This is a genomic window from Cupriavidus basilensis (genome assembly GCF_000876015.1).
Classification (GTDB): Bacteria; Pseudomonadota; Gammaproteobacteria; order Burkholderiales; family Burkholderiaceae; genus Cupriavidus; species Cupriavidus basilensis_B.
The window spans coordinates 236,332-257,842 of the sequence record NZ_BBQM01000016.1; the positions used below are offsets into that span (position 1 = coordinate 236,332).

Sequence of the window (21,511 nt, forward strand, 5' to 3'; positions counted from 1 at the left end):
GGCGCGCAGCCGGAATTCAAATTGTGAACGGTCGTTCGATTTTAGTATGATTCCGGATGTTTCGGCAGCAACACAATGGAAATTTACCGCGGGACTGGCCAGGGTGGCCGCTTTTGCGCGATCATCGGTCATCGCCGGATAAATACAACACCGCACGGACGGAGACAACCCAGATGGCCTTCATCTACTACCTGACGCATATCCATCTCGACTTCGGCGCCATCGGCCAGCTGCCGGCGGAGTGCGCGCGCATCGGCATCCGCCGCCCGCTGCTGGTGACCGACAAGGGCGTGGTCGCCGCCGGCGTGGCGCGGCAGGCCATCGACGCGCTCGCCGGCCTGCCGCACGCGGTCTTCGACGAGACCCCGTCCAACCCCACCGAGGCGATGGTCAAGAAGGCCGCCGCGCTGTACCGCGAGAGCGGCTGCGACGGGCTGGTGGCGGTCGGCGGCGGCTCCTCCATCGACCTCGCCAAGGGCATCGCCATCCTCGCCACGCACCCGGGCGAGCTGACCACCTACGCCACCATCGAAGGCGGCAGCGCGAAGATCACCGAGCGCGCCGCGCCGCTGATCGCCGTGCCCACCACCGCCGGCACCGGCAGCGAGGTGGCGCGCGGCGCCATCATCATCCTCGAGGACGGCCGCAAGCTCGGCTTCCATTCGTGGCACCTGCTGCCCCGCTCCGCCATCTGCGACCCCGGCCTCACGCTCGGCTTGCCCGCGGGGCTGACCGCCGCCACCGGCATGGACGCCATCGCGCATTGCGTGGAGACGTTCCTGGCGCCGGCCTTCAACCCGCCCGCCGACGGCATCGCGCTGGACGGCCTGGAGCGCGGCTGGAAGCATATCGAGCGCGCCACCCGCGACGGCCAGGACCGCGACGCGCGCCTGAACATGATGAGCGCCTCCATGCAGGGCGCGATGGCGTTCCAGAAGGGCCTGGGCTGCGTGCATTCGCTGTCGCATCCGCTCGGCGGCCTGAAGATCGACGGCAAGACCGGCCTGCACCACGGCACGCTCAACGCGGTGGTGATGCCGGCGGTGCTGCGCTTCAACGCCGATGCGCCGAGCGTGGTGCGCGAGGACCGCTACGCGCGCCTGCGCCGCGCGATGGGCCTGCCCGAAGGCGCCGACGTGGCGCAGGCGGTGCACGACATGACCGCGCGCCTGGGCCTGCCCACCGGCCTGCGGCAGATGGGCGTGACCGAGGACATGTTCGACAAGGTGATCGCCGGCGCGCTGGTGGACCACTGCCACAAGACCAACCCGAAGGAGGCCAGCGCGGCGGACTACCGGCGCATGCTGGAGCAATCCATGTAAGTACGGCGGCGGGCCGGCGAGAGCAAGGCAATGCGTGGCGCGGGACCGCCGAGAAGATCCGGTTTCATCCAGGCTCATCCAGCTTCATCCCACCAGCACGGAGAGACGTCATGACAGGGGAACACCTGCAGGTCTTGCACGGAGATATCACCCGCATGGAAGTTGACGCCATCGTCAACGCGGCCAACAGCGGCCTGCTCGGCGGCGGCGGCGTCGACGGCGCCATCCACGGCGCCGGCGGGCCCGCCATCATGGCCGCCTGCCGCGGCATCCGCGAGACCCGCGGCGGCTGCCCGACCGGACAGGCGGTCATCACCACCGGCGGCCTGCTGCCCGCGCCCTACGTGATCCACGCGGTCGGCCCGGTCTGGGAAGGCGGCAGCCGCAACGAAGACGCGCTGCTCGCCAGCGCCTACCAGGCCAGCGTGGCGCTGGCCGCGCAGCACAAGCTGCGCACCATCGCCTTTCCCAACATCAGCACCGGCATCTACGGCTTTCCGCGCGAGCGCGCCGTCGACATCGCCATCGACGCGGTGCGCCAGGCCCTGGCCGCGGCGCCCAGCATCGAGCAGGTCAGCTTCGTCTGCTTCGACGAGGAGAACTACCAGCTGTACCGGCAGCGCCTGAGCTGAACGCGGGCGGCCACGGCGCCTTCGCGGCAGCCGGCCGCGACAGCGCCGCGCCTGCGCTATCTCACCAGCGCCTTGATCGCCAGCTTCTTGGTCATCTGGAACATGACCGGGAAGCGCGTCTCCACGCCCAGCACGACGCGGCTGCCGAGGCTGTCCATGTCCTTGGGGCAATGGAACTGCATGCCGTCGAACTGCTTGAGGTTCAGCGGCTTGATGCGCGACTGGAACTGCAGGAAGCGGTGCGACTGCGGGATGTAGTGCGCGGTCAGCGAGTTGCGCGAGAACTGCGGGCGCGTGGTGCGCAGGCTGCCGTGGATGGTCATCGAGTGCCAGAACAGCACGTCGCCCTTGCGCAGCGCGGGCGCCTCGAAGCGCAGCCCGTTCTCGGCGATCACCTTGCGGATCAGCCCCTTGTACTTGTCGTGGTTGAAGGCCACGTCGAAGTCCTTGCCGTTGCGCACCATGTCGAGCCGGTGGCTGCCCGGCACCACGAAGAAGCGCCCGGCGCCCGCGTCGATGTCCTCCAGCGCGTACCAGCTGCCGGCCATGCTGCCGATGCGCTCGCTGTCGAGGTAGTAGCTGTCCTGGTGCGGCCAGGTCTCCGAGTTGCCCTCGAAGTACATGCTCTGCACCAGCTTGACCTCCTCGTCGAGCAGCGCCCGCCCGATCTTGCGGATCGGGTCGCTGGCGAAGACCCTGACCGCCAGCGACTTCAGCGGCGCGAAATCGAGCTGGCCGAGCGACTGGAGGTTGAGGATCGGGTTCATCACGAAGCCGAACTCGTTGATCCGGTTCTTCTCGGGATTGGCCGTGGCCTGCCGGTAGATGTAGCCCGGATACGGCTTCACGGTCCGGGCGAACGCGTTGCGTATGGCGTCGCAGGTGGCCGGCTCGACCACGCCGCGGATCACCGTGTAGCCGTTCTCGTCGTAGTAGCGCCGGGCCTGGGCCAGCTGGTCCAGCGTGAAATAGCTGGCGCCCTCTTCGGCACTTTCTGGAATCGTGATCTCCGTCCCGACGGGACTGATGATGGTATGCATACCTTCCCCCGGCCTGTGTGCTTTCCGTGCCGTTCAGCATGGCGCGAGGCCGGCGCCATGCCAAGCCGGATTCGCCGCGAAGGCCGACGGCGGCTATAAGCCGTCCGGAGGAGATGGCATCGGCCAGAGGAATGAACCACGGGCGGCGCCGCGCGCCGGGGGATCCGCGCTATGGCGTGGCGGCCGCGGCACTCGCCGCGAGCGCCCCTTCCAGCGCCCGGCTTACCGCGGCCTGCGCGTGCAGCGCGGTGGTGTCGAAGACCGGCAGCGGCACGTCGTCCTGCCCGATCAGCAGCGCGATTTCGGTGCAGCCCAGGATCACGCCGCCCGCGCCTTGTGCCCGCAGGTCGTCGACCACGCGCCGGTATGCGTCGCGCGAGTCGTCGCGCACGATGCCGTGGCACAGCTCGTCGTAGATCACGCGATGCACCAGCGCGCGCGCCTCGGGCCCGGGCACCAGCGCTTCGATGCCGTGCCGGTCCAGCATGCGGCCGCGGTAGAAATCCTGCTCCATCGTGAAGGCGGTGCCGAGCAGGCCCACGCGCGCGATGCCGGCCGCGCGCAGCGCCTGCGCGGTGGGATCGACGATGTGGAGGAACGGGATGTCGAGCGCCGCCTCGATGGCGGGCGCCACGCGGTGCATGGTGTTGGTGCACAGCACGACGAAATCCGCACCGGCGGCCTGCACCTGCAGCGCCGCCTCGCGCATGCTTTCGGCAAGCTCGTCCCAGCGCCCGGCATGCTGGAGCGCCTTGACCTGCTCGAAGCTGACCGTGACCATCACGCTGCGCGCGTTGTGGTGGCCGCCGAGCCGCCGCTTCATGTCCTGGTTGATGAGCCGGTAGTACTCGGCCGAGGATTCCCAGCTCATGCCGCCGATCAGTCCGATGGTCTTCATTCCGTGCCTTCCCCGCGCGCGCCGGCGCTGTGCGAACCGGCGCCACTGTAGCAGGCGCCGCCGCCGCGGCCCATGCACAGTCGCGCGCGCGCCGACCGGGCCAGCGCCGCCGCGCCGGCCGGCATGCGGCCATGCATGCGGCCGGTATGCGCCACCCCGACGGTCAGGGCAAGGCGCTGCGGATCAGCAGGTTGATGCGCTCGGGCTGCTCGTGCACCACCCAGTGCGTGCCGTCGGGAATGCGCTCGAGGCGCATCTCGGGCACGAACCGGTCGAGCCCGTCCAGCAGGCTCCTGGGCAGCGCGGTGTCGCGCTCGCCCCAGATCACCAGCGTGGGCACGCGCACCGTGAAGGCGGCCGGGTCCAGCCTGGAGATGTCGGGCGGCGTCTCGCCGGGGCCGGGCGGGTGCATGGGCGAGGCGCGGTAGTAGTTCACGCCGCCGGTCAGCGGATGCGAGCCGCGGGCGCCGGGCTGCGACCACGCCGCGTGGTATTTCTCGCGCGTCTCCCCGCCGAACCACGGCGCCGGCTGCCCGTCCGGCCCGTGGAGGAAGCGCTCCAGCCTGGCGAAGCCGTCCGCCGCCAGCGCCTCCTCGGCGCCGGGCTGGCGCAGCCAGTTCATGTAGGCCGAGGCCTTCTGCTGCTCGGGGCTGCCGAGCAGCGCCTTGGCGAACACATAGGGATGCGGCGAATTGATGATGACCAGGCGCTCGACCAGTTGCGGGAACTGGATCGCGAGGTTCCAGCAGATCGCCCCGCCCCAGTCGTGCGCCACCACCACGCAGCGCGAATACCCGAGCGCGCTGACCAGCTGCACCAGGTCCTCGACGATATGGCGCGGCCGGTAGGCCTCGACTTCGGCCGGCTTGCTCGACAGGTTGAAGCCGCGCAGGTCCGGCGCCACCGCGAAGTGCGTCTTGCCGAATTCGGCGAGCTGCGCTTCCCACTCGTACCAGAACTCCGGAAAGCCGTGCACGAACAGCACCAGCGGCCTGCCCCGCTCGCCCGCGCTGGCGTAGTGCAGGCGCGTGCCGTTGGGCAAGGTGGCGTACTGCAGGTGACGGATGACTGCAGCCTTGGACATGGTTTCTCCTCCCTTGCCGCGATGAGTTTGTCTGCGTCGGGCACGCGGCAGCGTGGGGTAACGCACGAACCGTGCCCGCGCGCCGCCTATCCGCGCAGCGCCGCCACCAGCCCGGCGCGCACCTCGGGCTTGTCCGCGAACGGGTCGCCGGGGTTGCGCTGGCCGATGATGTCCCCGAAACGCTGCCGCACCGGATCGAGCTGCTGCGGATGCGAGTAGATGTAGAAGCCGTTGTCGCGGATCGCGTCGAAGGTGATCTGCGCGACCTCGGCGGCCGTGACCTTGCCCGAGCTGACCGCCTTGTCCGACATCGCCTGCGACACCAGTTGCGAACGCGTGAGCGGCCCCTCGTTGGCGAGCTCCGCGGGCCGGTTGCGGCCCGACCTGGTGATGCCGGTCGGCACGAAATACGGGCACAGCACCGAGCAGCGCACCTGCTCGCTGACCAGGCTCAGGTCCTGGTACAGCGACTCGGACAGCGCCACCACCGCGTGCTTGGACACGTTGTACACGCCCATCGCCGGCGGGCTCAGCAGGCCGGCCATCGAAGCCGTGTTGACGATATGGCCTTCGAACGACGGGTCCTTCCGCGCCGCGGCCAGCATCAGCGGCGTGAAGATGCGCACGCCGTGGATGACGCCGTGGAGATTGACGCCGAGCACCCAGTCCCAGTCGCGCTCGGTGTTCTCCCACAGCAGGCCGCCGGCGCCCACGCCGGCGTTGTTGAACAGCAGGTTGACCTGGCCGAAGGTGGCGATGGCGGCATCGGCCAGCGCCTGCACCTGCTCGGCCCGGGACACGTCCACGCGCACGCCGATCGCCGGCACGCCCTGCGCCTTGAACTCGGCCACGGTGGCGTCCAGCGCGTCTTCCTGCACGTCGGCCAGCACCAGCTTCATGCCGAGGCCGGCGCCGATCCTGGCGAACTCCTTGCCGAAGCCGGACGCGCCGCCCGTGATCACCGCCACCTTGCCCTGGAATTGCTTCATGTCGTCTGCCTCTCGTCCTGTGTCGTCGCGATGTCGCCGCAATGTCGCCGCGACATCGCCGTTATGTCGTAGCCATGTCGTTCCGGCGGCCCTGCCGTTGCCGGATGCCGTCAGTCCAGCAGGTCGGGCTGTTCCTTGACGATGCGCGCGTACAGCGGCTGGAACTGGAACCAGCCCGCCTGCGCGGTGCCGACGATCGAGTACGCCTGGCGCGCCGCGGCATCCGAGATCATCTTCAGCGGCGCGTTGGTGCGCGCGGCGGCGGCCTCGGCCAGCAGCTGCACCTGGCACGAGCGCTCCATCGTGATGAACCACCACGCGGCCTCGTCCACCGTCTTGCCCACGGTCAGCAGGCCGTGGTTCTGCAGGATGGCCGCCTTGTTGCCGCCGAGCGCGTTGGCTATGCGCTGGCCTTCGTCGAGCTCCACCACCACGCCGCCGAAGTCGTCGTAGACCGCGTGGTCGTTGTAGAACGCGCACACGTCCTGCGTGAGCGGGTCGAGCGGGCGGCCCAGCGTGGACCACGCGCGCCCGTGCGTGCTGTGCGAGTGCGCGGCGGCCACGGCGTCCGTGCGGGTCTGGTGCACGCGCGAGTGGATGGCGAAGGCCGCGGCGTTGACCGGGTGGGCGCCCTCCACCACGTCGCCGTGGTGGTCGCAGCGGATCAGGTTGGAGACCTTGACCTGGCTGAAATGCACGCCGAACGGATTGACCCAGAACGTATCGGGAAACTCGGGATCGCGCGCGGTGATGTGGCCCGCCACGCCCTCGTCGAAGCCGAACTTCGAGAACAGGCGAAACGCCGCCGCGAGGCGCTGCTTGCGGTGCAGGCGCTCCGCGGCCGGCGTGTCGAACTGCGGCGGGCGCGGCAACATGCGGTACCGTGCCTTGACCTCCTCGGAGAGGCCGGCGGCGATGTCGTCGGGGTTGTCCTGCGGCTTGGTGTGGTCTGCCGGTGCGTTCATGGGGAGTCTCCTTTCTTATGTGGTTGGCTGGCCGCGCCCTGGCGCGCCTACACCAGCTTGACGAGCTGCTTGCCGAAATTCCTGCCCTTGAGCAGGCCCATGAAGGCTTCGGGCGCGCTGGCCAGGCCCTGCGCGATGCTCTCGCGGAACTTGAGCTTGCCCTGCGCCACCGCCGCGCCCAGTTCCTGCAGCGCCTGCGGCCACAGTTCCATGTGCTCGGACACGATGAAGCCTTCCACGGTCAGGCGCGACACCAGGATCAGTTGCGGGTTCTTCAGCGGCATCGGCTGGCCGTCGTAGCCGGCGATCATGCCGCACACGGCGATGCGGCCGAAGGCGTTCATGCGCGCCAGCACGGTGTCGAGGATCTCGCCGCCGACGTTCTCGAAATAGCCGTCCACGCCGTCGGGCGTGGCTTCCTTGAGCATGGCGTAGAGTTCCTTGCCGTCGCGCGCGGCCTTGTAGTCGATGCAGGCGTCGAAGCCCAGCTCGCCGGTCACGTAGTCGCACTTGTCCTTGCCGCCGGCAAAGCCCACCACGCGGCAGCCCTTGAGCTTGGCGAGCTGGCCCACCACGCTGCCGACCGCGCCCGACGCCGCGCTGACCGCCACGGTCTGGCCGGCCTTGGGCGCGATGATCTTGTTCAGGCCGTACCAGGCCGTCACGCCCGGCATGCCGACCGAGCCGAGATAGGCCGACAGCGGGATGCGCGTGGTGTCGACTTTCTGGATGCCGGCGCCGTCGCTCACGCCGAGCTCCTGCCAGCCGAACATGCCCACCACCTTGTCGCCCACGGCGTATTTCGCGTTCTTCGAGGCGATCACCTCGCCCACCGTGCCGCCGATCATCACCTGGTCCAGCGGCTGCGGCGCGGCGTAGGATTTGCTGTCGTTCATGCGCCCGCGCATGTACGGGTCGAGCGACAGGTAGTGATTGCGGACCAGCACCTGGCCGTCCGCCACTTCCGGCACCGGCACTTCCTCGAGGCGGAAATTGCCGGGCGTGACCGCGCCGGCGGGACGCGAGGCCAGCACGATGCGCTTGAAGGTATTCGACATGATGGTTTCCTTGCAGTGAAACGGGCGATGGCGGATGCGCGCCGCCCTTCGTTGTCGGTGGAACGCGCCGGCGGCGCGGCTTGTTTCAACAGGGCGGGCGCGCGGCGCGGCCGGCGCGCGCGGCGAGCGCAGCAGGCGCGGTCGGGCTCAGGCGCCACGCGGCGGCGGCGGTCCGTGCAGGCTGCATCTTGTCTCCGTTCGCTGTTGTCTTTATCGGTGCTGCGTGCCGGCGTTTGCCGCCGGTCTGGGTATCGTTTGCCTGCTCCCCCTCCTGGCGCGCCGGCCTCAGCCGTCGGCGCCGGTGTCGGCGGCGGCGCTGCTGGCGCGCTGCGGCGGCACGCGCCTGACGTACTTGAACGTGCCCGAGCCGCGCGACACGGTCTTGCCGTCGCCGTCGACGATCTCCGCCTCGCAGAACGCCATCGTGCTGGTGCGGTGCACGCACTGGCCGCGCGCGATCAGCCTGCCGCGGCCCGGCGCCATGAAGGCGGTCTTCATCTCGATCGTCACCACGCCGCGGCCGTCGCCGTCGGCCGCGCGCCCGGCAATCGCCATCGCCACGTCGAGCAGCGTCATCAGCACGCCGCCGTGGGCCATGTCCCAACTGTTCTGGTGGCGCTCCTCGAGCGCCAGTTCGATCTCGCTGCCTTCGCGGTCCATGCGGTTGCATTGCACGCCGAGCGCGGCGAGGAAGGGAATCCTGAGGGGAAAGCCGTTGGTCTGGTTCATGGATGGTGAATAGGGCTGAAAACGGGGTCGGCGCGCCGGCGGAAACCTGCAAGCGGCATGCCCGCCGCGCACCGGTTGCATTAAAGCATGGCTCAGACCGCGCTGACGCCCCCGTCCACCGCCAGCACCTGGCCCGTGATGTGCTTGCCGGCCGCGCTGGCGAACAGCAGCGCGGCGCCCTTCAGGTCTTCGTCGTCGCCGAGGCGGTGCAGCGGCACGCCGGCGCACATGGCGTCCACGCCCAGGCGGTCGAGCGAGCCCTGCGTCATCTTCGAGGGGAAGAAGCCCGGCGCCAGCGCGTTGACGGTGATGTTGTGCTCGCCCCACTCGGCCGCCAGCGTGCGCGTGAAATTGACCACGGCGCCCTTGGAGGTGTTGTAGGCGATGGTCTCCATCGTCCCCGGCGGGTTGCCCGCCAGCCCGGCGATGGAAGCCACGTTGATGATGCGGCCGTAGCGGCGCGGGATCATCGACAGCTTGCCGATGCGCTGCGACAGCAGGAACAGGCCGCGCACGTTGAGGTTCATGACCTTGTCCCAGGCCTCCACCGGATGGTCCTCGGCGGGCGCGCCCCAGGTGGCGCCGGCGTTGTTGATGAGGATGTCGACGTGGCCGAGCCTGGCCAGCGCTTCGTCGGCCAGGCGGGCGATGTCCGCGTCGCGCGCGCCGTCGGCGGCGATCCATTCGGCGTCGATGCCGCGCGCCTTGAGATGCGCCTGGGCCGACTGCAGCTCGTCGGCCTTGCGCGCCGACAGCACCAGGCGCGCGCCCTGCTCGCCGAGCGCCTCGGCGATCTGCAGGCCGAGCCCGCGCGAGCCGCCGGTGATCAGCGCGGTCTTGCCCGTGAGGTCGAACAGTTGCTGGATGGTGTGCATGTTGTCTCCCGATCTGTCGTGGCGCGCGCCGCAGCCGGCGCGCGCGGGTCTTGTCCGTCTTGCCTGCCCGGTATGGCGCCGGAGCGTCAGAACCAGGCGTCCTGCATGTCCAGCGTGGTGCGGTCCAGCGACGCCAGCAGGTCCAGCTGCGGGCCGGCCTTGGGCAGCTCCCAGCGGAAAAAGTACGCCGCCGCGGCCAGCTTGCCGCGGTAGAACGCCACGTCGTCGTCGCCGCCGGCGGTGGCCAGCGCGGCCTGCGCCAGCAGCGCCTGCTCCAGCCAGATCCACGCCACCACCACGTGGCCGAAGGCCTCGAGGTAGACCGATGCGTTGGCCAGCGTCACGCTGGCGTCGCCCGCCGCCCACAGCGCCTGCGTGACCTCGGCCACGCGCCCGACGGCGGCGCCCAGCGCGCGCGCGTGGCTGGCCAGTCCGGCGTCGCCGCCGGCCAGCGCGCGGCCGATGGTGGCCTGGATTTCCGCGCCCAGCGCCTTGAACGCCGCGCCGTCCTTCATCACCACCTTGCGGCCCAGCAGGTCCAGGCCCTGGATGCCGTGCGTGCCTTCGTGGATCGGGTTGAGGCGGTTGTCGCGGTAGAACTGCTCGACGTTGTACTCGCGCGTGTAGCCGTAGCCGCCGTGCACCTGGATGGCCAGGCTGTTGGCCTCCAGGCACCATTGCGACGGCCAGCTCTTGGCGATCGGCGTGAGGATGTCGAGCAGCAGCGCCAGCCGTTCGTGCTCGGCGCCCGCGGCGGCGCGCTCCTGGTCGACCAGTTGCGCGCAATACAGGTTGAGCGCCAGCCCGCCTTCCACGTAGCTCTTCTGCGCCAGCAGCATGCGGCGGATGTCGGCATGCTCGACCAGCCGCACCTGCGGACTGGCCGGGTCCTTGCCGCCGGGGCCGACCGGGCGGCCCTGCGGGCGGTTGCGCGCGTAGTCCAGCGCGTGCAGGTAGCCGGTGTAGCCCAGCATCACCGCGCCCAGGCCCACGCCGATGCGCGCCTCGTTCATCATGTGGAACATGCAGGCCAGGCCCTTGTGCGGCTCGCCCACCAGGTAGCCGATCGCGCCGGCCTTGCCGCCGGGCCGGTACTTCATGCCCTCGCCGAAGTTCAGCAGGCAGTTGGTGGTGCCGCGATAGCCCATCTTGTGGTTCAGCCCGGCCAGCACCACGTCGTTGTGCTCGCCGAGGCTGCCGTCGGCGTTGACCAGGTACTTCGGCACGATGAACAGCGAGATGCCCTTCACGCCGGGAATCAGCTTGCCGTCCGGGCCGGGGATCTTGGCCAGCACGAGGTGCACGATATTGTCGGAGAGTTCGTGCTCGCCGGCCGAGATCCACATCTTGTTGCCGCGCAGGCGGTATTGCGCGCCCAGCGGCGATTCGCCCTCGTGGTCGGCGCGCGTGGTGATGTCCGACAGCGACGAGCCGGCCTGCGGCTCGGACAGGCACATGGTGCCGAAGAAGCGCCCTTCCATCTCCGGCTTGACGAAGGTCTCCACTTGCGCCGGCGTGCCGTGCGCGAGCAGCAGGTTGGCGTTGCCGATGGTCAGGAACGGATAGGAGCTGGTGCCGACGTTGGCACCCTTGAAGTAGGCGAAGCCGGCCTTCTCGACCACCACCGGCAACTGCATGCCGCCGATCCCGTAGTCCTGCCCGGCTGCCATCAGCCCGGCCTCGCAGAAGGCCTTCAGCGCGGCCTTGACCTCGGGGATGATGGTGACGGTCTCGCCGTCGAAATGCGGTTCGTGCTGGTCGTTCTTCTTGTTGTGCGGCGCGAACAGGTCGGCGGCGATCTTCTCGCAGGTATCGAGCGCGGCGTCGAAGGTCTCGCGCGAGTGATCGGCATAGCGCGGGATGCGCGCCAGTTCCTCGACCTTGAGCCACTCGTACAGCATGAAGTTCAGGTCACGGCGGGAAAGGATCAGCGACATGGCAGGAACGGGCTCCTGGTCTGGAAGCGAAAATCGATGATGCGCGCCGCGGGCATGCCGGCCCGCGGCGTCGCTGTCTCCACGGCGGCGCGCTGCGTGGCGCGCCGCTTTTCTTGTTCTTGCGGCAGCGCGGCCAAGGACGCGCGTCAGACCGCGCGAAAACGACCGCACTCCGCGTGTTGGCTTCCCTCTCCCACGCAATGGGAGAGGGGAGCCAACCGCCGGCAATGCCAAGGCGGTTTCTTACAGGACCTCGAACAGCCCCGCCGCGCCCTGGCCGCCGCCGATGCACATGGTCACCACCACGTACTTCACGCCGCGGCGCTTGCCTTCGATCAGCGCGTGGCCGACCAGGCGCGCGCCCGACACGCCGTAGGGATGGCCCACCGCGATGGCGCCGCCGTTGACGTTGAGGCGGTCCATCGGGATGCCCAGCTTGTCGGCGCAGTACAGCACCTGCACGGCAAACGCTTCGTTCAGTTCCCACAGGCCGATGTCGTCGACCTTCAGGCCCGCGCGCTTGAGCAGCTTGGGCACCGCGAACACCGGGCCGATGCCCATTTCGTCGGGCTCGCAGCCGGCCACGGCGAAGCCGCGGAACACGCCCAGCGGCTGCAGGCCCTTGGCCGCCGCCACCTTGCCGTTCATCACCACGGCCGCCGAGGCGCCGTCGGAGAACTGCGAGGCGTTGCCGGCCGAGATCACGCCGCCGGGCACGGCGGTGCGGATCTTGGCCACGCCTTCGAGCGTGGTGTCGCCGCGGATGCCTTCGTCGGTGGAGACCGTGACCTCCTTGGTCATCAGCTGGCCGGTGGCCTTGTCGGCCACGCCCGCGAGCACCGTGATCGGCACGATCTCGTCGTTGAACTTGCCCGCTTCCAGCGCGGCGAACGCGCGCTGCTGGCTGCGCACGCCGTATTCGTCCTGGCGCTCCTTCGAGATGTTGTAGCGCTTGGCCACGTTCTCGGCGGTCTGCAGCATGTTCCAGTAGATTTCCGGCTTGTTCTTGGTCAGCCAGCTTTCCTGGATCATGTGGCGATTCATTTCCTGCTGCACGCAGGAGATCGACTCCACGCCGCCGGCCACGAAGATGTCGCCTTCGTCGGCGATCACGCGCTGCGCGGCCATCGCGATGGTCTGCAGGCCGGACGAGCAGAAACGGTTGACGGTGGCGCCGGGCACGGTGACGGGGCAGCCCGCGCGCAGCGCGATCTGGCGCGCGATGTTGGCGCCGGTGGCGCCTTCCGGGTTGGCACAACCCATCAGCACGTCTTCCACCTCGCCGGCGTCGATCCGGGCGCGCGCGATGGCGTGCTGGACCGCGTGGCCGCCCAGGGTGGCGCCGTGGGTCATGTTGAACGAACCCTTCCAGCTCTTGGCCAGGCCGGTCCGTGCGGTGGATACGATGACTGCCTCGTTCATTTGTTGCTCCTCGGATTCTTGGTATCTGCGCAGGCCGCGCCTGCGCGTTGTTCGGTTTGTCCAGCCGGTTTGTCTAGCGCGCGGGCGCGGCGGCGAGCACGTCGGCCGACTGCACGCGCTGCACGCCGGCGGCGGCAAGCTCCTGCCACGCGCGGGCCAGCGAGCCGTCCAGGTCGATGGCGCGGCAGGCGTCCTCGATCACGGCCGCCTCGAAGCCGGCGGCGCGCGCGTCGAGCGCGCTCCAGGCCACGCAGTAGTCGGTCGCCAGGCCCGCGCAGAACACGCGGCGCACGCCGTGCTCGCGCAGGTAGCCGGCCAGCCCGGTGCGCGTGGCGCGGTCCGCCTCCATGAAGGCGGAATAGCTGTCCACGTCGCGGTGGTGGCCCTTGCGGATCACCAGCCGGGCATGCGGCGCGCGCAGGCCCGCATGCAGCGCGGCGCCCGGCGTGTCCTGCACGCAGTGCACGGGCCACAGCACCTGCTCGCCGTACGGCAGCGCGATGGCCTGGAACGGCTGCGCGCCGGCGTGGCTGGCGGCGAACGACGCATGGCCGGCCGGATGCCAGTCCTGCGTCACCACCACGTGCGCGAACGCCTGCGCCAGCCGGTTGATGACCGGCACGACCTCGTCGCCGCGCGGCACGGCCAGCGCCCCGCCCGGCATGAAATCGTTCTGCACGTCGATCACCAGCAGGCAATCCTGCGCCCCGTAGCTCATGGTTGCTTCCGCCCCTGCGTTGCCCTTGCCATTGCCATTGCCCTCGCGTCCGGCTCAGTCGTTGAAGCCCTTGCCTTCGGCCGCCAGCTTCTCCAGCAGCGGCGCGGCCTTCCAGGCTTCGCCGTGGTAGCCCTTGGCGTAGCGCTTCATCGCCTGCGCCACGTTGTACAGGCCGACCTGGTCCGCGTACAGCATCGGGCCGCCGCGGAACAGCGGGAAGCCGTAGCCGGTCAGGTAGACCATGTCGATGTCCGAGGCCTTCGAAGCGATGCCCTCTTCCAGGATCTTGGCGCCTTCGTTGACCAGCGCGAACACCAGGCGCTCGACGATCTCCTCGTCGGAGATCTTGCGGCGCGCGATGCCGAGGTCCTTCGAATGCTGCACGATCATCTCGTTGACCTGCTGGTTCGGATACGGCTTGCGGTCGCCCGCCTTGTAGTCGTACCAGCCCGCGCCGGTCTTCTGGCCGAAGCGGCCCAGCTCGCACAGCAGGTCGGCGGTCTTGGAATACTGGATGTCCGGCTTGTCCACCGCGCGGCGCTTGCGGATGGCCCAGCCGATGTCGTTGCCGGCCAGGTCGCCCATGCGGAACGGGCCCATCGCGAAGCCGAACTTCTCGATGGCCTTGTCGACCTGCTCGGGCAGCGCGCCTTCGTCCAGCAGATAGCCGGCCTGGCGGCTGTACTGCTCGATCATGCGGTTGCCGATGAAGCCATCGCACACGCCCGACACCACCGCGGTCTTCTTGATCTTCTTGGCGACCTGCATCACCGTGGCCAGCACGTCCTTGCCGGTCTTCTCGCCGCGCACCACTTCGAGCAGCTTCATCACGTTGGCCGGGCTGAAGAAGTGCATGCCGACCACGTCCTGCGGGCGTTTGGTGAACGAGGCGATCTTGTTGACGTCGAGCGTGGAGGTGTTGGACGCCAGGATCGCGCCCGGCCTGACGACTTCGTCCAGCTTCTTGAAGACGATTTCCTTGACGCCCATCTCCTCGAACACGGCTTCGATCACCAGGTCCGCGTCCTTGATGTCGTCATAGGACAGCGTGGTGGCCAGCAGGCCCATGCGCTGCTCGACCTTCTCCTGCGTGAGCTTGCCCTTCTTGGCGCTGTTCTCGTAGTTCTTGCGGATCGTGGCCACGCCGCGGTCCAGCGCTTCCTGCTTGGTCTCCAGCATCGTGACCGGAATGCCCGCGTTGAGGAAGTTCATGGTGATGCCGCCGCCCATCGTGCCGGCGCCGATCACGGCGACCTTCTCGATCTTGCGCACCGGGGTGTCGCCGGGCACGTCGGGGATCTTGCTGGCGGCGCGCTCGCCGAAGAAGGCATGGCGCAGCGCGCGCGATTCCGGCGTCGTCACCAGCGCCATGAAGCCTTCGCGCTCGGCCTTCAGGCCGGCCTCGAACGGCTTGAGCGATGCCGCCACGGCATCCACGCACTTGAGCGGCGCCGGGAAGTTCTTGGCCACGGCGGCCACCGTGTTGCGGGCGACGGCGAGGAAGCCCTCGGCGTTCTCGTGCTTGACCTTCAGGTCGCGCACCTTGGGGTACGGGCCGGGCGCGGCCGCCACGTTCCGGGCGAAGGCCACGGCGGCGGGCAGCACGTCGCCGTCGACGATCTCGTCGAACAGCCTGGTGCCGGCGAACTTCTCGCTCGGGACGGGGTTGCCCGACACGATCATGTTCAGCGCGGCCTCCAGGCCGATCAGGCGCGGCAGGCGCTGCGTGCCGCCGGCGCCGGGCAGCAGGCCCAGCTTGACTTCCGGCAGCGCGATCTGCGCGCCCTTCGCCGCCACGCGGTAGTTGCAGCCCAGCGCCAGCTCCAGGCCGCCGCCCATCGCCACCGAATGGATGGCGGCGACGACCGGCTTGGACGAGGCCTCGATCGCGCGGATCACCGAGTGCAGCGTGGGTTCCTGGGTAGCCTTGGGGGTGTTGAATTCACGGATGTCGGCGCCGCCCGAGAAAGCCTTGCCGGCGCCGGTGATGACGACGGCCTTGACGCCCGCATCGTCCAGCGCACGGGTCAAGCCTTCGACGATGCCGAGCCGGGTGCTGTAGCCCAGGCCATTCACGGGGGGATTGTCGAGCGTGATGACGGCGACGCCGTCCTGAACCTGATACTGCGCTGTCATGCTGGTTCCTTTGTACTGGAAGTTGTCTCGGGATTCGAATTCTCGAATTATGTTTTTCTGCGTCGCGCCCGCACCGCCCGGACCCGCGCGGCGGCCCCATTGTCCGCCCCGGCGCCGGCCCCGGCTACCGGGAAAACCGCCCCCCGCCGGCACAAGCGGGTCAAGCATACACAGAAAAGCACGGTCGTTCAATTTTAATTTGGCGGCCTCGCCGGGCCGCCATGCGCCGCCTTCATGACGGCTCTCACCGCCATGCATGCCCTGCCCGCGAAGCCGCCCGCGGACGGGGTTGCGCGGCATGCGCCATGCTCCGCGCTGCACTTTCCGGCGGCGCCGACGAAGCCTTTCGGGCACGGCGGGCGCGTTTGCCCGTTCCCCTCGGATTTACCCTTAGCAGGTGCGGGAACATGCCGTCCGGCCACCCCGGCAAGACCCGCGCGCAGAGACCGCCGGCGGTGCAAGGAGACCCGAGGAGACGCAAGGCCGCGCCAGGCGACAGAACTGTGACTGTCATGCGCCCGTCACGCGAGCCATGCATCGTAGCGGTCTTTCGACCAGATCACGCCGCCCGTATGCGCATGCTTCCGTCCGCGAACGTCACCGCAGTCATCGCCATCACCGCCGCCGCCTGGGCGCTGCCCGCGGCAGCGCAGACCAGCGCGGCGCCCGCCTATCCGGCCACGCTCGCCGGCCACGCCATCCTGCCCGCGCAGAGCTACATCGCCGCGCCCAAGGACGCGCCGCAGGACCTGCAGGCCAGCGGCAAGTTCACCACCGGCGAGCGCGTGGAAAAGCTCGGCAGCGTGGAAGGCAAGTCGAACGGCCGCCCCACCGGCGTGTCCGTGCCGTTCAGGGGCCAGCCGCTGCAAGGCCACTCCGGCATCAAGCACATGGCCGACGGCAGCTTCTGGGTGCTGACCGACAACGGCGCCGGCAGCAAGGCCAACTCGCCCGACTTCATGCTCTACCTGAACCACTACAAGGTGGATTTCAAGGGCGGCAAGCTGCAGCGTCTGGGCACCGTCTTCCTGCACGACCCCGACAAGAAAGTGCCGTTCCGCATCGTCCACGAAGGCACGAAGCAGCGCTACCTGACCGGCTCCGACTTCGACACCGAGAGCTTCCAGTTCGCCGGCGGCGCGCTGTGGATCGGCGACGAATTCGGTCCCTTCCTGATCAAGGCCGACCTGCAAGGCAAGGTGCTCGCCGTGTTCGAGACCCTGGTCGACGGCAAGCCGGCGCGCTCGCCCGACCACCCCGCCGTGACCACGCCCGGCGTGCCCGGCGGCGCGGTCGACTTCCAGGTCAAGCGCTCCAAGGGCTTCGAAGGCATGGCCTCGTCGCCGGACGGCAGCAAGCTCTACGCCCTGCTCGAAGGCCCGGTGTGGAACGCCCAGGCCAAGGACTACGAGCGCGTCGACGGCAAGGAAGCGCTGCGCGTGCTCGAGTTCGACACGCAAGCCGGCAAATGGACCGGCCGCTCGTGGAAATACCCGCTCGAAGCCAACGGCAACGCCATCGGCGACTTCAACATGATCGACGCCACCACCGGCCTCATCATCGAGCGCGACAACGGCGAAGGCACCGCGGACAAGGCCTGCCCCGAAGGCCAGAAGCGCGACGACTGCTTCTCCGACATCGCCAGGTTCAAGCGCATCTACAAGGTCGAGTTGACCGACGCCAACGCCGGCGGCCCGCTGCGCAAGATCGGCTACATCGACCTGCTCAACATCGCCGACCCCGACAAGCTCGCGCGCAAGCCGCTCAACGACGGCGTGCTCAAGTTCCCGTTCTTCACCATCGAGAACGTCGACGTGGTGGACCCCACCCACATCGTGGTCGGCAACGACAACAACCTGCCCTTCTCCAGCAGCCGCGAGCCCAACAAGGCGGACGACAATGAAATGGTGCTGCTGGAAGTGAGCGAGTTCCTGAAGGCGAAATAAGGCGGGCTTGCCAGAAATGACGAGGCGCTTCTCTGTGTTGAAGAGAAGCGCCCAAGGGTCTTTGCCGATTAATCGTCAACTGGTCACGGTCTTGGCGGCGCAGTGCTGCCCGGCCTGTCGACGCGCCCGGGATCGATCACCAGTCGCCTGGCTTGGGCATCCAGTTCCGGGCCGTGGTACATGTCCAGGCATTTCAGAAAATCGAACCGGATGCCCTTGATTTCCGCCTCGGCCAGCGGATTCGTGTAGTCGCGCGACAGGTAGCCATCCACCAGAGACCGGACCGCATCGGGACTCTGCTCCATATCGTAGACAGTCCAGTCCCGCAAGGCGCTCGCGCTGCTTCCCGCATCGACCGGCGCGCCCTTGTCGTCCTTGTAGGCATGCGCCACGCATGCCGCGAGAACCATGTCCTTGTAGTTTTGCGCATGCGTGCGCGTTGCTGCCTGCGGGGAGACGGGCGGCTCGCCCTTTGCCGGGCATGCGGATGACAGCAGCGCAAGCATCGGCAGCAGCATGCGAAGCCGCGCCCTCATGACGGCAGCCCCCGGAAATACGGGCGGCCGGCACGGTATCTCGCCCCGCTCTCGTTGACGTCGATTTGCGTGAGGGCGTCCTGCACGAGAGGCATGGATAGCCGGGACATTCGTCACTCCTTTCTATTTCCGGAATGACGGACATTATTTTATTGATTCGCCCGCGTCAATTACCTGCTCATTATTCCTGGATCACGCGCCAAATTCACATTCGAATTAGTATTTATCCGGTTTCGCGTCACAGATAAGCGAAACACATTCCCGCTCCAGAACGATATTCCCCCGGGCGCTGCTGACCTGGGCCAATTTCGCCCCTGACATCTCCCAAGCGCCCCAAAAAGCAAATCCCCCCAGCAAGCTGGGGGATCCCGGTATGACATGCGCGCCACGCACACAGGCCGCAAGCAAGACGCCCCAACCGCCCTACACCTCCAGCCACTCCTTGCGCACCGTCGCATTCGCCTTCAGGTCCTGCGGCGTGCCTTCGAACACGATGTGGCCGTGCCCCATCACGTAGACGCGCTGCGAGATGTCCAGCGCGATGGCGAGTTTCTGCTCGATCAGCAGCACCGACACGCCGCGCTCCTTGAGCCGCTTCAGGTAGTCGCCGACCAGCGTGACGATCATCGGCGCCAGCCCTTCGGTGGGCTCGTCGATCAGCACGAGGTCGGGGTCGCCCATCAGCGTGCGGCACAGCGTGAGCATCTGCTGTTCGCCGCCGGAGAGCACGCCGGCGGCGGTGTGCTCGCGTTCCTTGAGGCGGGGGAACATGTCATACATGTCCTGCACGGTCCAGCGCGGCCTGGGCTGGCGCGGGTTGCGCTTTTCGCCCAGCAGCAGGTTCTGGCGCACCGTGAGCGTGGGGAAGATGTCGCGGTTCTCGGGCACGTAGCCCACGCCGAGGTGGGCGATCTCGAAGGTGCGGCGGCCGAGGATTTCCTCGTCGCGAAAGCGCACCGAGCCTTCGGCCCTGACCATGCCGAGAATGGCCTTGGCCATCGTGGAGCGCCCCACGCCGTTGCGGCCGAGCAGCGCGACGATCTCGCCTTCGTCGATGTGGGCGTCCACGCCGTGGAGGATGTGGCTCTTGCCGTAGTAGGCGTGCAGCCCTTGCACGTCCAGCATGCGCTTGCCCATCAGTGCGCTCCTTCGGTGGCGGGTTCGTCAAGGGTGGTGCCGAGGTAGGCTTCCTTGACCTTGCGATTGGCGCGGATGGCTTCGGGCGTATCGGTGGCGATCACCTCGCCGTAGACCAGCACGGAGATGCGGTCGGCGAGGCCGAACACCACGCTCATGTCGTGCTCGACCATCACCAGGGTCTTGCCCACGGTGACGCGGCGGATCAGTTCGACGGCGTGGTCGGACTCGGAACGGCTCATGCCCGCGGTGGGCTCGTCGAGCAGGATGACCTCGGCGCCGCCGGCGATGGTGATGCCGATCTCCAGCGCGCGCTGCTCGGCATAGGTGAGCAGGCTGGCCTGGTTGTTGCGGCGATGGTGCAGGCCGATCAGTTCCAGCACTTCCTCGGCGCGCTCGCGCGCGTCGCGCAGCTCGGACAGGCGGTGCCAGAACGAGTATTTGTAGCCGAGCGACCAGAGCACGGCGCAGCGCAGGTTCTCGAACACCGACAGGCGGTGGAAGATGTTGGTGATCTGGAAGCTGCGCGACAGCCCCATGCGGTTGATGACGAACGGCTGCAGCCCGCCGATGTCCTGCCCGTTGAGCCTGACCGTGCCCGAGCTGGGCGCGAAGCGGCCGGAGATCAGGTTGAAGGTGGTCGACTTGCCGGCGCCGTTGGGACCGATCAGCGCGTGGCGCTCGCCCTTGGGGATGGTCAGGTTGACGCCCCGGATGATCTCGGTCTGGCCGAATTTCTTGCGCACGTCGTTCAGTTCCAGTGCCGCGCTCATACCGCACCTCCGGCCATTTCGGCTTGTATCTTGTCCCAGGTGGCGCGCACGCGCGCACGCGCGGCGCGGCAGGCCAGCAGCCCGCCCGCCCACAATGCCGCGGCCACCAGCCACGGCGCCACGGCGGCGGCGTCGAAGCCGATGCCGAACAGCGACATGGCGGTGCCGTTGGCGCTGTCGACCTGCACCTTGTAGACCAGCTCCACGGTGAGGATCACCGCGGCCAGCAGCACCAGCCCGGCGGCCGCGGCGCGGCCATAGTCGGGCAGCATGCGGCGCAGCTTGCCGCGCGCGAGCAGCGGCACCTGCATCATCAGCAGGCTGGCGATGCCGCCCGGCACGAACATGACCATCAGCACGAAGAACAGGCCCAGGTAGAGCAGCCACGCCTTGGTCAGGTCCGACAGCGCCACCGCGAACAGGATGAACACCACGGCGCCGATCACCGGGCCGAAGAACACGCCCGCGCCGCCGATGAAGGCCGCCAGCAGCACGCCGCCGGAGCGCACCGCGCTGACGTTCTCGGCCGACACGATCTCGAAGTTGATGGCCGACAGCGCACCGGAGATGCCGGCGAAGAACGCCGACAGGATCAGCACCAGGTAGCGCACGCGCTGGGTGTTGTAGCCGATGAATTCCACGCGCTCGGGGTTGTCGCGCACGGCGTTGGCGATGCGGCCCAGCGGCGTCTGCGTCCACGCGTACATGGCCGCCATCGACAGCAGGCACCAGGCGGCGATCAGGTAGTACACCTGCCGGCCCGGGCCGAAGGTGATGCCGAGCACCGGCTCGCCCACCACGCGGTTGGTGGAGATGCCGCCCTCGCCGCCGAAGAAGTCGGGGAACATCAGCGAGCTGGCGAACACCATCTCGCCGATGCCCATCGTGATCATGGCGAAGGTGGTGCCGGACTTCTTGGTAGTGACGTAGCCGAACAGCACGCCGAAGAAGGCGCCGGCCAGCCCGCCCACCACGGGCAACAGCGACACCGGCAGCCACACCTTGCCCGCGCCCGCCATGTTGAGCACGTGGATGGCGATGAAGGCGCCCAGCCCCGCGTAGACCGCGTGCCCGAACGACAGCATGCCGGTCTGGCCGAGCAGCATGTTGTAGGACAGCGCGAAAATGATCATGATGCCCATCTGCGACATCAGCGTGATGGCGAAGCCGCCCGAGAACACCAGCGGCAGCACCAGCATCAGCAGCGCGGTGCCGCCCCAGATCAGCCAGCGCGCGAGGTTGAGCGGGCGGTAGCGCAGGGTGCGGCCGGTCACGGCCTGCTCGCGGCGTTGTTGCATTGTCGTCTCCATGCCG

General features: G+C 68.5%; 19 protein-coding genes. 3 read left to right on the top strand and 16 right to left on the bottom strand.

Features of this window, described 5'->3' with window-relative positions; genetic code table 11:
* Positions 1-173 precede the first annotated feature (173 nt).
* Complete coding sequence (locus tag KF708C_RS17355; RefSeq protein WP_020201591.1) at positions 174-1,322, top strand: iron-containing alcohol dehydrogenase; 1,149 nt, start codon at positions 174-176, stop codon at positions 1,320-1,322.
* Positions 1,323-1,432: 110 nt separating this feature from the next.
* Complete coding sequence (locus tag KF708C_RS17360; RefSeq protein ID WP_059412757.1) at positions 1,433-1,954, top strand: O-acetyl-ADP-ribose deacetylase; 522 nt, start codon at positions 1,433-1,435, stop codon at positions 1,952-1,954.
* 56 nt (positions 1,955-2,010) lie between these two features.
* On the opposite strand, the gene KF708C_RS17365 is transcribed toward KF708C_RS17360, so the two are convergent.
* The 12 genes from KF708C_RS17365 to KF708C_RS17420 all read right to left on the bottom strand — a co-directional run bounded on the left by KF708C_RS17365 (position 2,011) and on the right by KF708C_RS17420 (position 15,805).
* Positions 2,011-2,994 (bottom strand): phytanoyl-CoA dioxygenase family protein, encoded by a 984-nt coding sequence (locus tag KF708C_RS17365; RefSeq protein ID WP_059412758.1) that lies wholly within the window; start codon positions 2,992-2,994, stop codon positions 2,011-2,013.
* 169 nt (positions 2,995-3,163) lie between these two features.
* Positions 3,164-3,892 (bottom strand): aspartate/glutamate racemase family protein, encoded by a 729-nt coding sequence (locus tag KF708C_RS17370; RefSeq protein WP_020201594.1) that lies wholly within the window; start codon positions 3,890-3,892, stop codon positions 3,164-3,166.
* Positions 3,893-4,055: 163 nt separating this feature from the next.
* The gene (locus KF708C_RS17375) at positions 4,056-4,976 is read right to left on the bottom strand and encodes an alpha/beta fold hydrolase (RefSeq protein WP_059412759.1); all 921 of its coding nucleotides are present in this window, start codon (positions 4,974-4,976) and stop codon (positions 4,056-4,058) included.
* A gap of 86 nt (positions 4,977-5,062) precedes the next feature.
* On the bottom strand, positions 5,063-5,965 hold the full coding sequence (locus tag KF708C_RS17380) for an SDR family oxidoreductase (protein ID WP_059412760.1): 903 nt from the start codon (positions 5,963-5,965) through the stop codon (positions 5,063-5,065).
* 110 nt (positions 5,966-6,075) lie between these two features.
* A complete protein-coding gene (locus KF708C_RS17385) occupies positions 6,076-6,930 on the bottom strand; it encodes a class II aldolase/adducin family protein (RefSeq protein WP_020201598.1) in 855 nt (284 codons plus the stop codon).
* Positions 6,931-6,977: 47 nt separating this feature from the next.
* The gene (locus KF708C_RS17390; RefSeq protein WP_059412761.1) at positions 6,978-7,988 is read right to left on the bottom strand and encodes an NADP-dependent oxidoreductase; all 1,011 of its coding nucleotides are present in this window, start codon (positions 7,986-7,988) and stop codon (positions 6,978-6,980) included.
* Between the two features lie 285 nt (positions 7,989-8,273).
* A complete protein-coding gene (locus KF708C_RS17395; RefSeq protein WP_020201600.1) occupies positions 8,274-8,717 on the bottom strand; it encodes a PaaI family thioesterase in 444 nt (147 codons plus the stop codon).
* 92 nt (positions 8,718-8,809) lie between these two features.
* The gene (locus KF708C_RS17400) at positions 8,810-9,592 is read right to left on the bottom strand and encodes an SDR family oxidoreductase (RefSeq protein WP_059412762.1); all 783 of its coding nucleotides are present in this window, start codon (positions 9,590-9,592) and stop codon (positions 8,810-8,812) included.
* Between the two features lie 86 nt (positions 9,593-9,678).
* Positions 9,679-11,529 (bottom strand): acyl-CoA dehydrogenase, encoded by a 1,851-nt coding sequence (locus KF708C_RS17405; RefSeq protein ID WP_059412763.1) that lies wholly within the window; start codon positions 11,527-11,529, stop codon positions 9,679-9,681.
* Positions 11,530-11,772: 243 nt separating this feature from the next.
* Positions 11,773-12,951, bottom strand: a complete 1,179-nt coding sequence (locus KF708C_RS17410; RefSeq protein WP_059412764.1) for an acetyl-CoA C-acyltransferase — start codon at positions 12,949-12,951, stop codon at positions 11,773-11,775.
* Positions 12,952-13,024: 73 nt separating this feature from the next.
* Positions 13,025-13,669 carry a bifunctional nicotinamidase/pyrazinamidase gene (gene pncA, locus KF708C_RS17415; RefSeq protein ID WP_059412765.1) on the bottom strand — a complete coding sequence of 215 codons (645 nt, stop codon included), beginning with the start codon at positions 13,667-13,669 and terminating at the stop codon, positions 13,025-13,027.
* 54 nt (positions 13,670-13,723) lie between these two features.
* The gene (locus KF708C_RS17420; RefSeq protein ID WP_020201606.1) at positions 13,724-15,805 is read right to left on the bottom strand and encodes a 3-hydroxyacyl-CoA dehydrogenase NAD-binding domain-containing protein; all 2,082 of its coding nucleotides are present in this window, start codon (positions 15,803-15,805) and stop codon (positions 13,724-13,726) included.
* 572 nt (positions 15,806-16,377) lie between these two features.
* Between KF708C_RS17420 and KF708C_RS17425 the strand changes: the two genes are divergently transcribed.
* On the top strand, positions 16,378-17,751 hold the full coding sequence (locus KF708C_RS17425; protein WP_020201607.1) for an esterase-like activity of phytase family protein: 1,374 nt from the start codon (positions 16,378-16,380) through the stop codon (positions 17,749-17,751).
* Positions 17,752-17,834: 83 nt separating this feature from the next.
* Here KF708C_RS17425 and KF708C_RS17430 read toward each other — a convergent pair whose 3' ends face one another.
* The 4 genes from KF708C_RS17430 to KF708C_RS17445 form a co-directional block, all read right to left on the bottom strand.
* Positions 17,835-18,269, bottom strand: coding sequence for a type VI secretion system amidase immunity protein Tai4 (locus KF708C_RS17430; RefSeq protein ID WP_156173865.1), 435 nt, complete (start codon positions 18,267-18,269; stop codon positions 17,835-17,837).
* Between the two features lie 441 nt (positions 18,270-18,710).
* Positions 18,711-19,424 carry an ABC transporter ATP-binding protein gene (locus KF708C_RS17435; protein ID WP_020201610.1) on the bottom strand — a complete coding sequence of 238 codons (714 nt, stop codon included), beginning with the start codon at positions 19,422-19,424 and terminating at the stop codon, positions 18,711-18,713.
* Positions 19,424-20,197 (bottom strand): ABC transporter ATP-binding protein, encoded by a 774-nt coding sequence (locus tag KF708C_RS17440; protein WP_020201611.1) that lies wholly within the window; start codon positions 20,195-20,197, stop codon positions 19,424-19,426. The genes KF708C_RS17435 and KF708C_RS17440 overlap by 1 nt, the downstream gene beginning before the upstream one ends.
* The gene (locus tag KF708C_RS17445) at positions 20,194-21,507 is read right to left on the bottom strand and encodes a branched-chain amino acid ABC transporter permease (RefSeq protein WP_059412767.1); all 1,314 of its coding nucleotides are present in this window, start codon (positions 21,505-21,507) and stop codon (positions 20,194-20,196) included. Before KF708C_RS17445 ends, KF708C_RS17440 begins: the two co-directional genes overlap by 4 nt.
* Positions 21,508-21,511 lie beyond the last annotated feature (4 nt).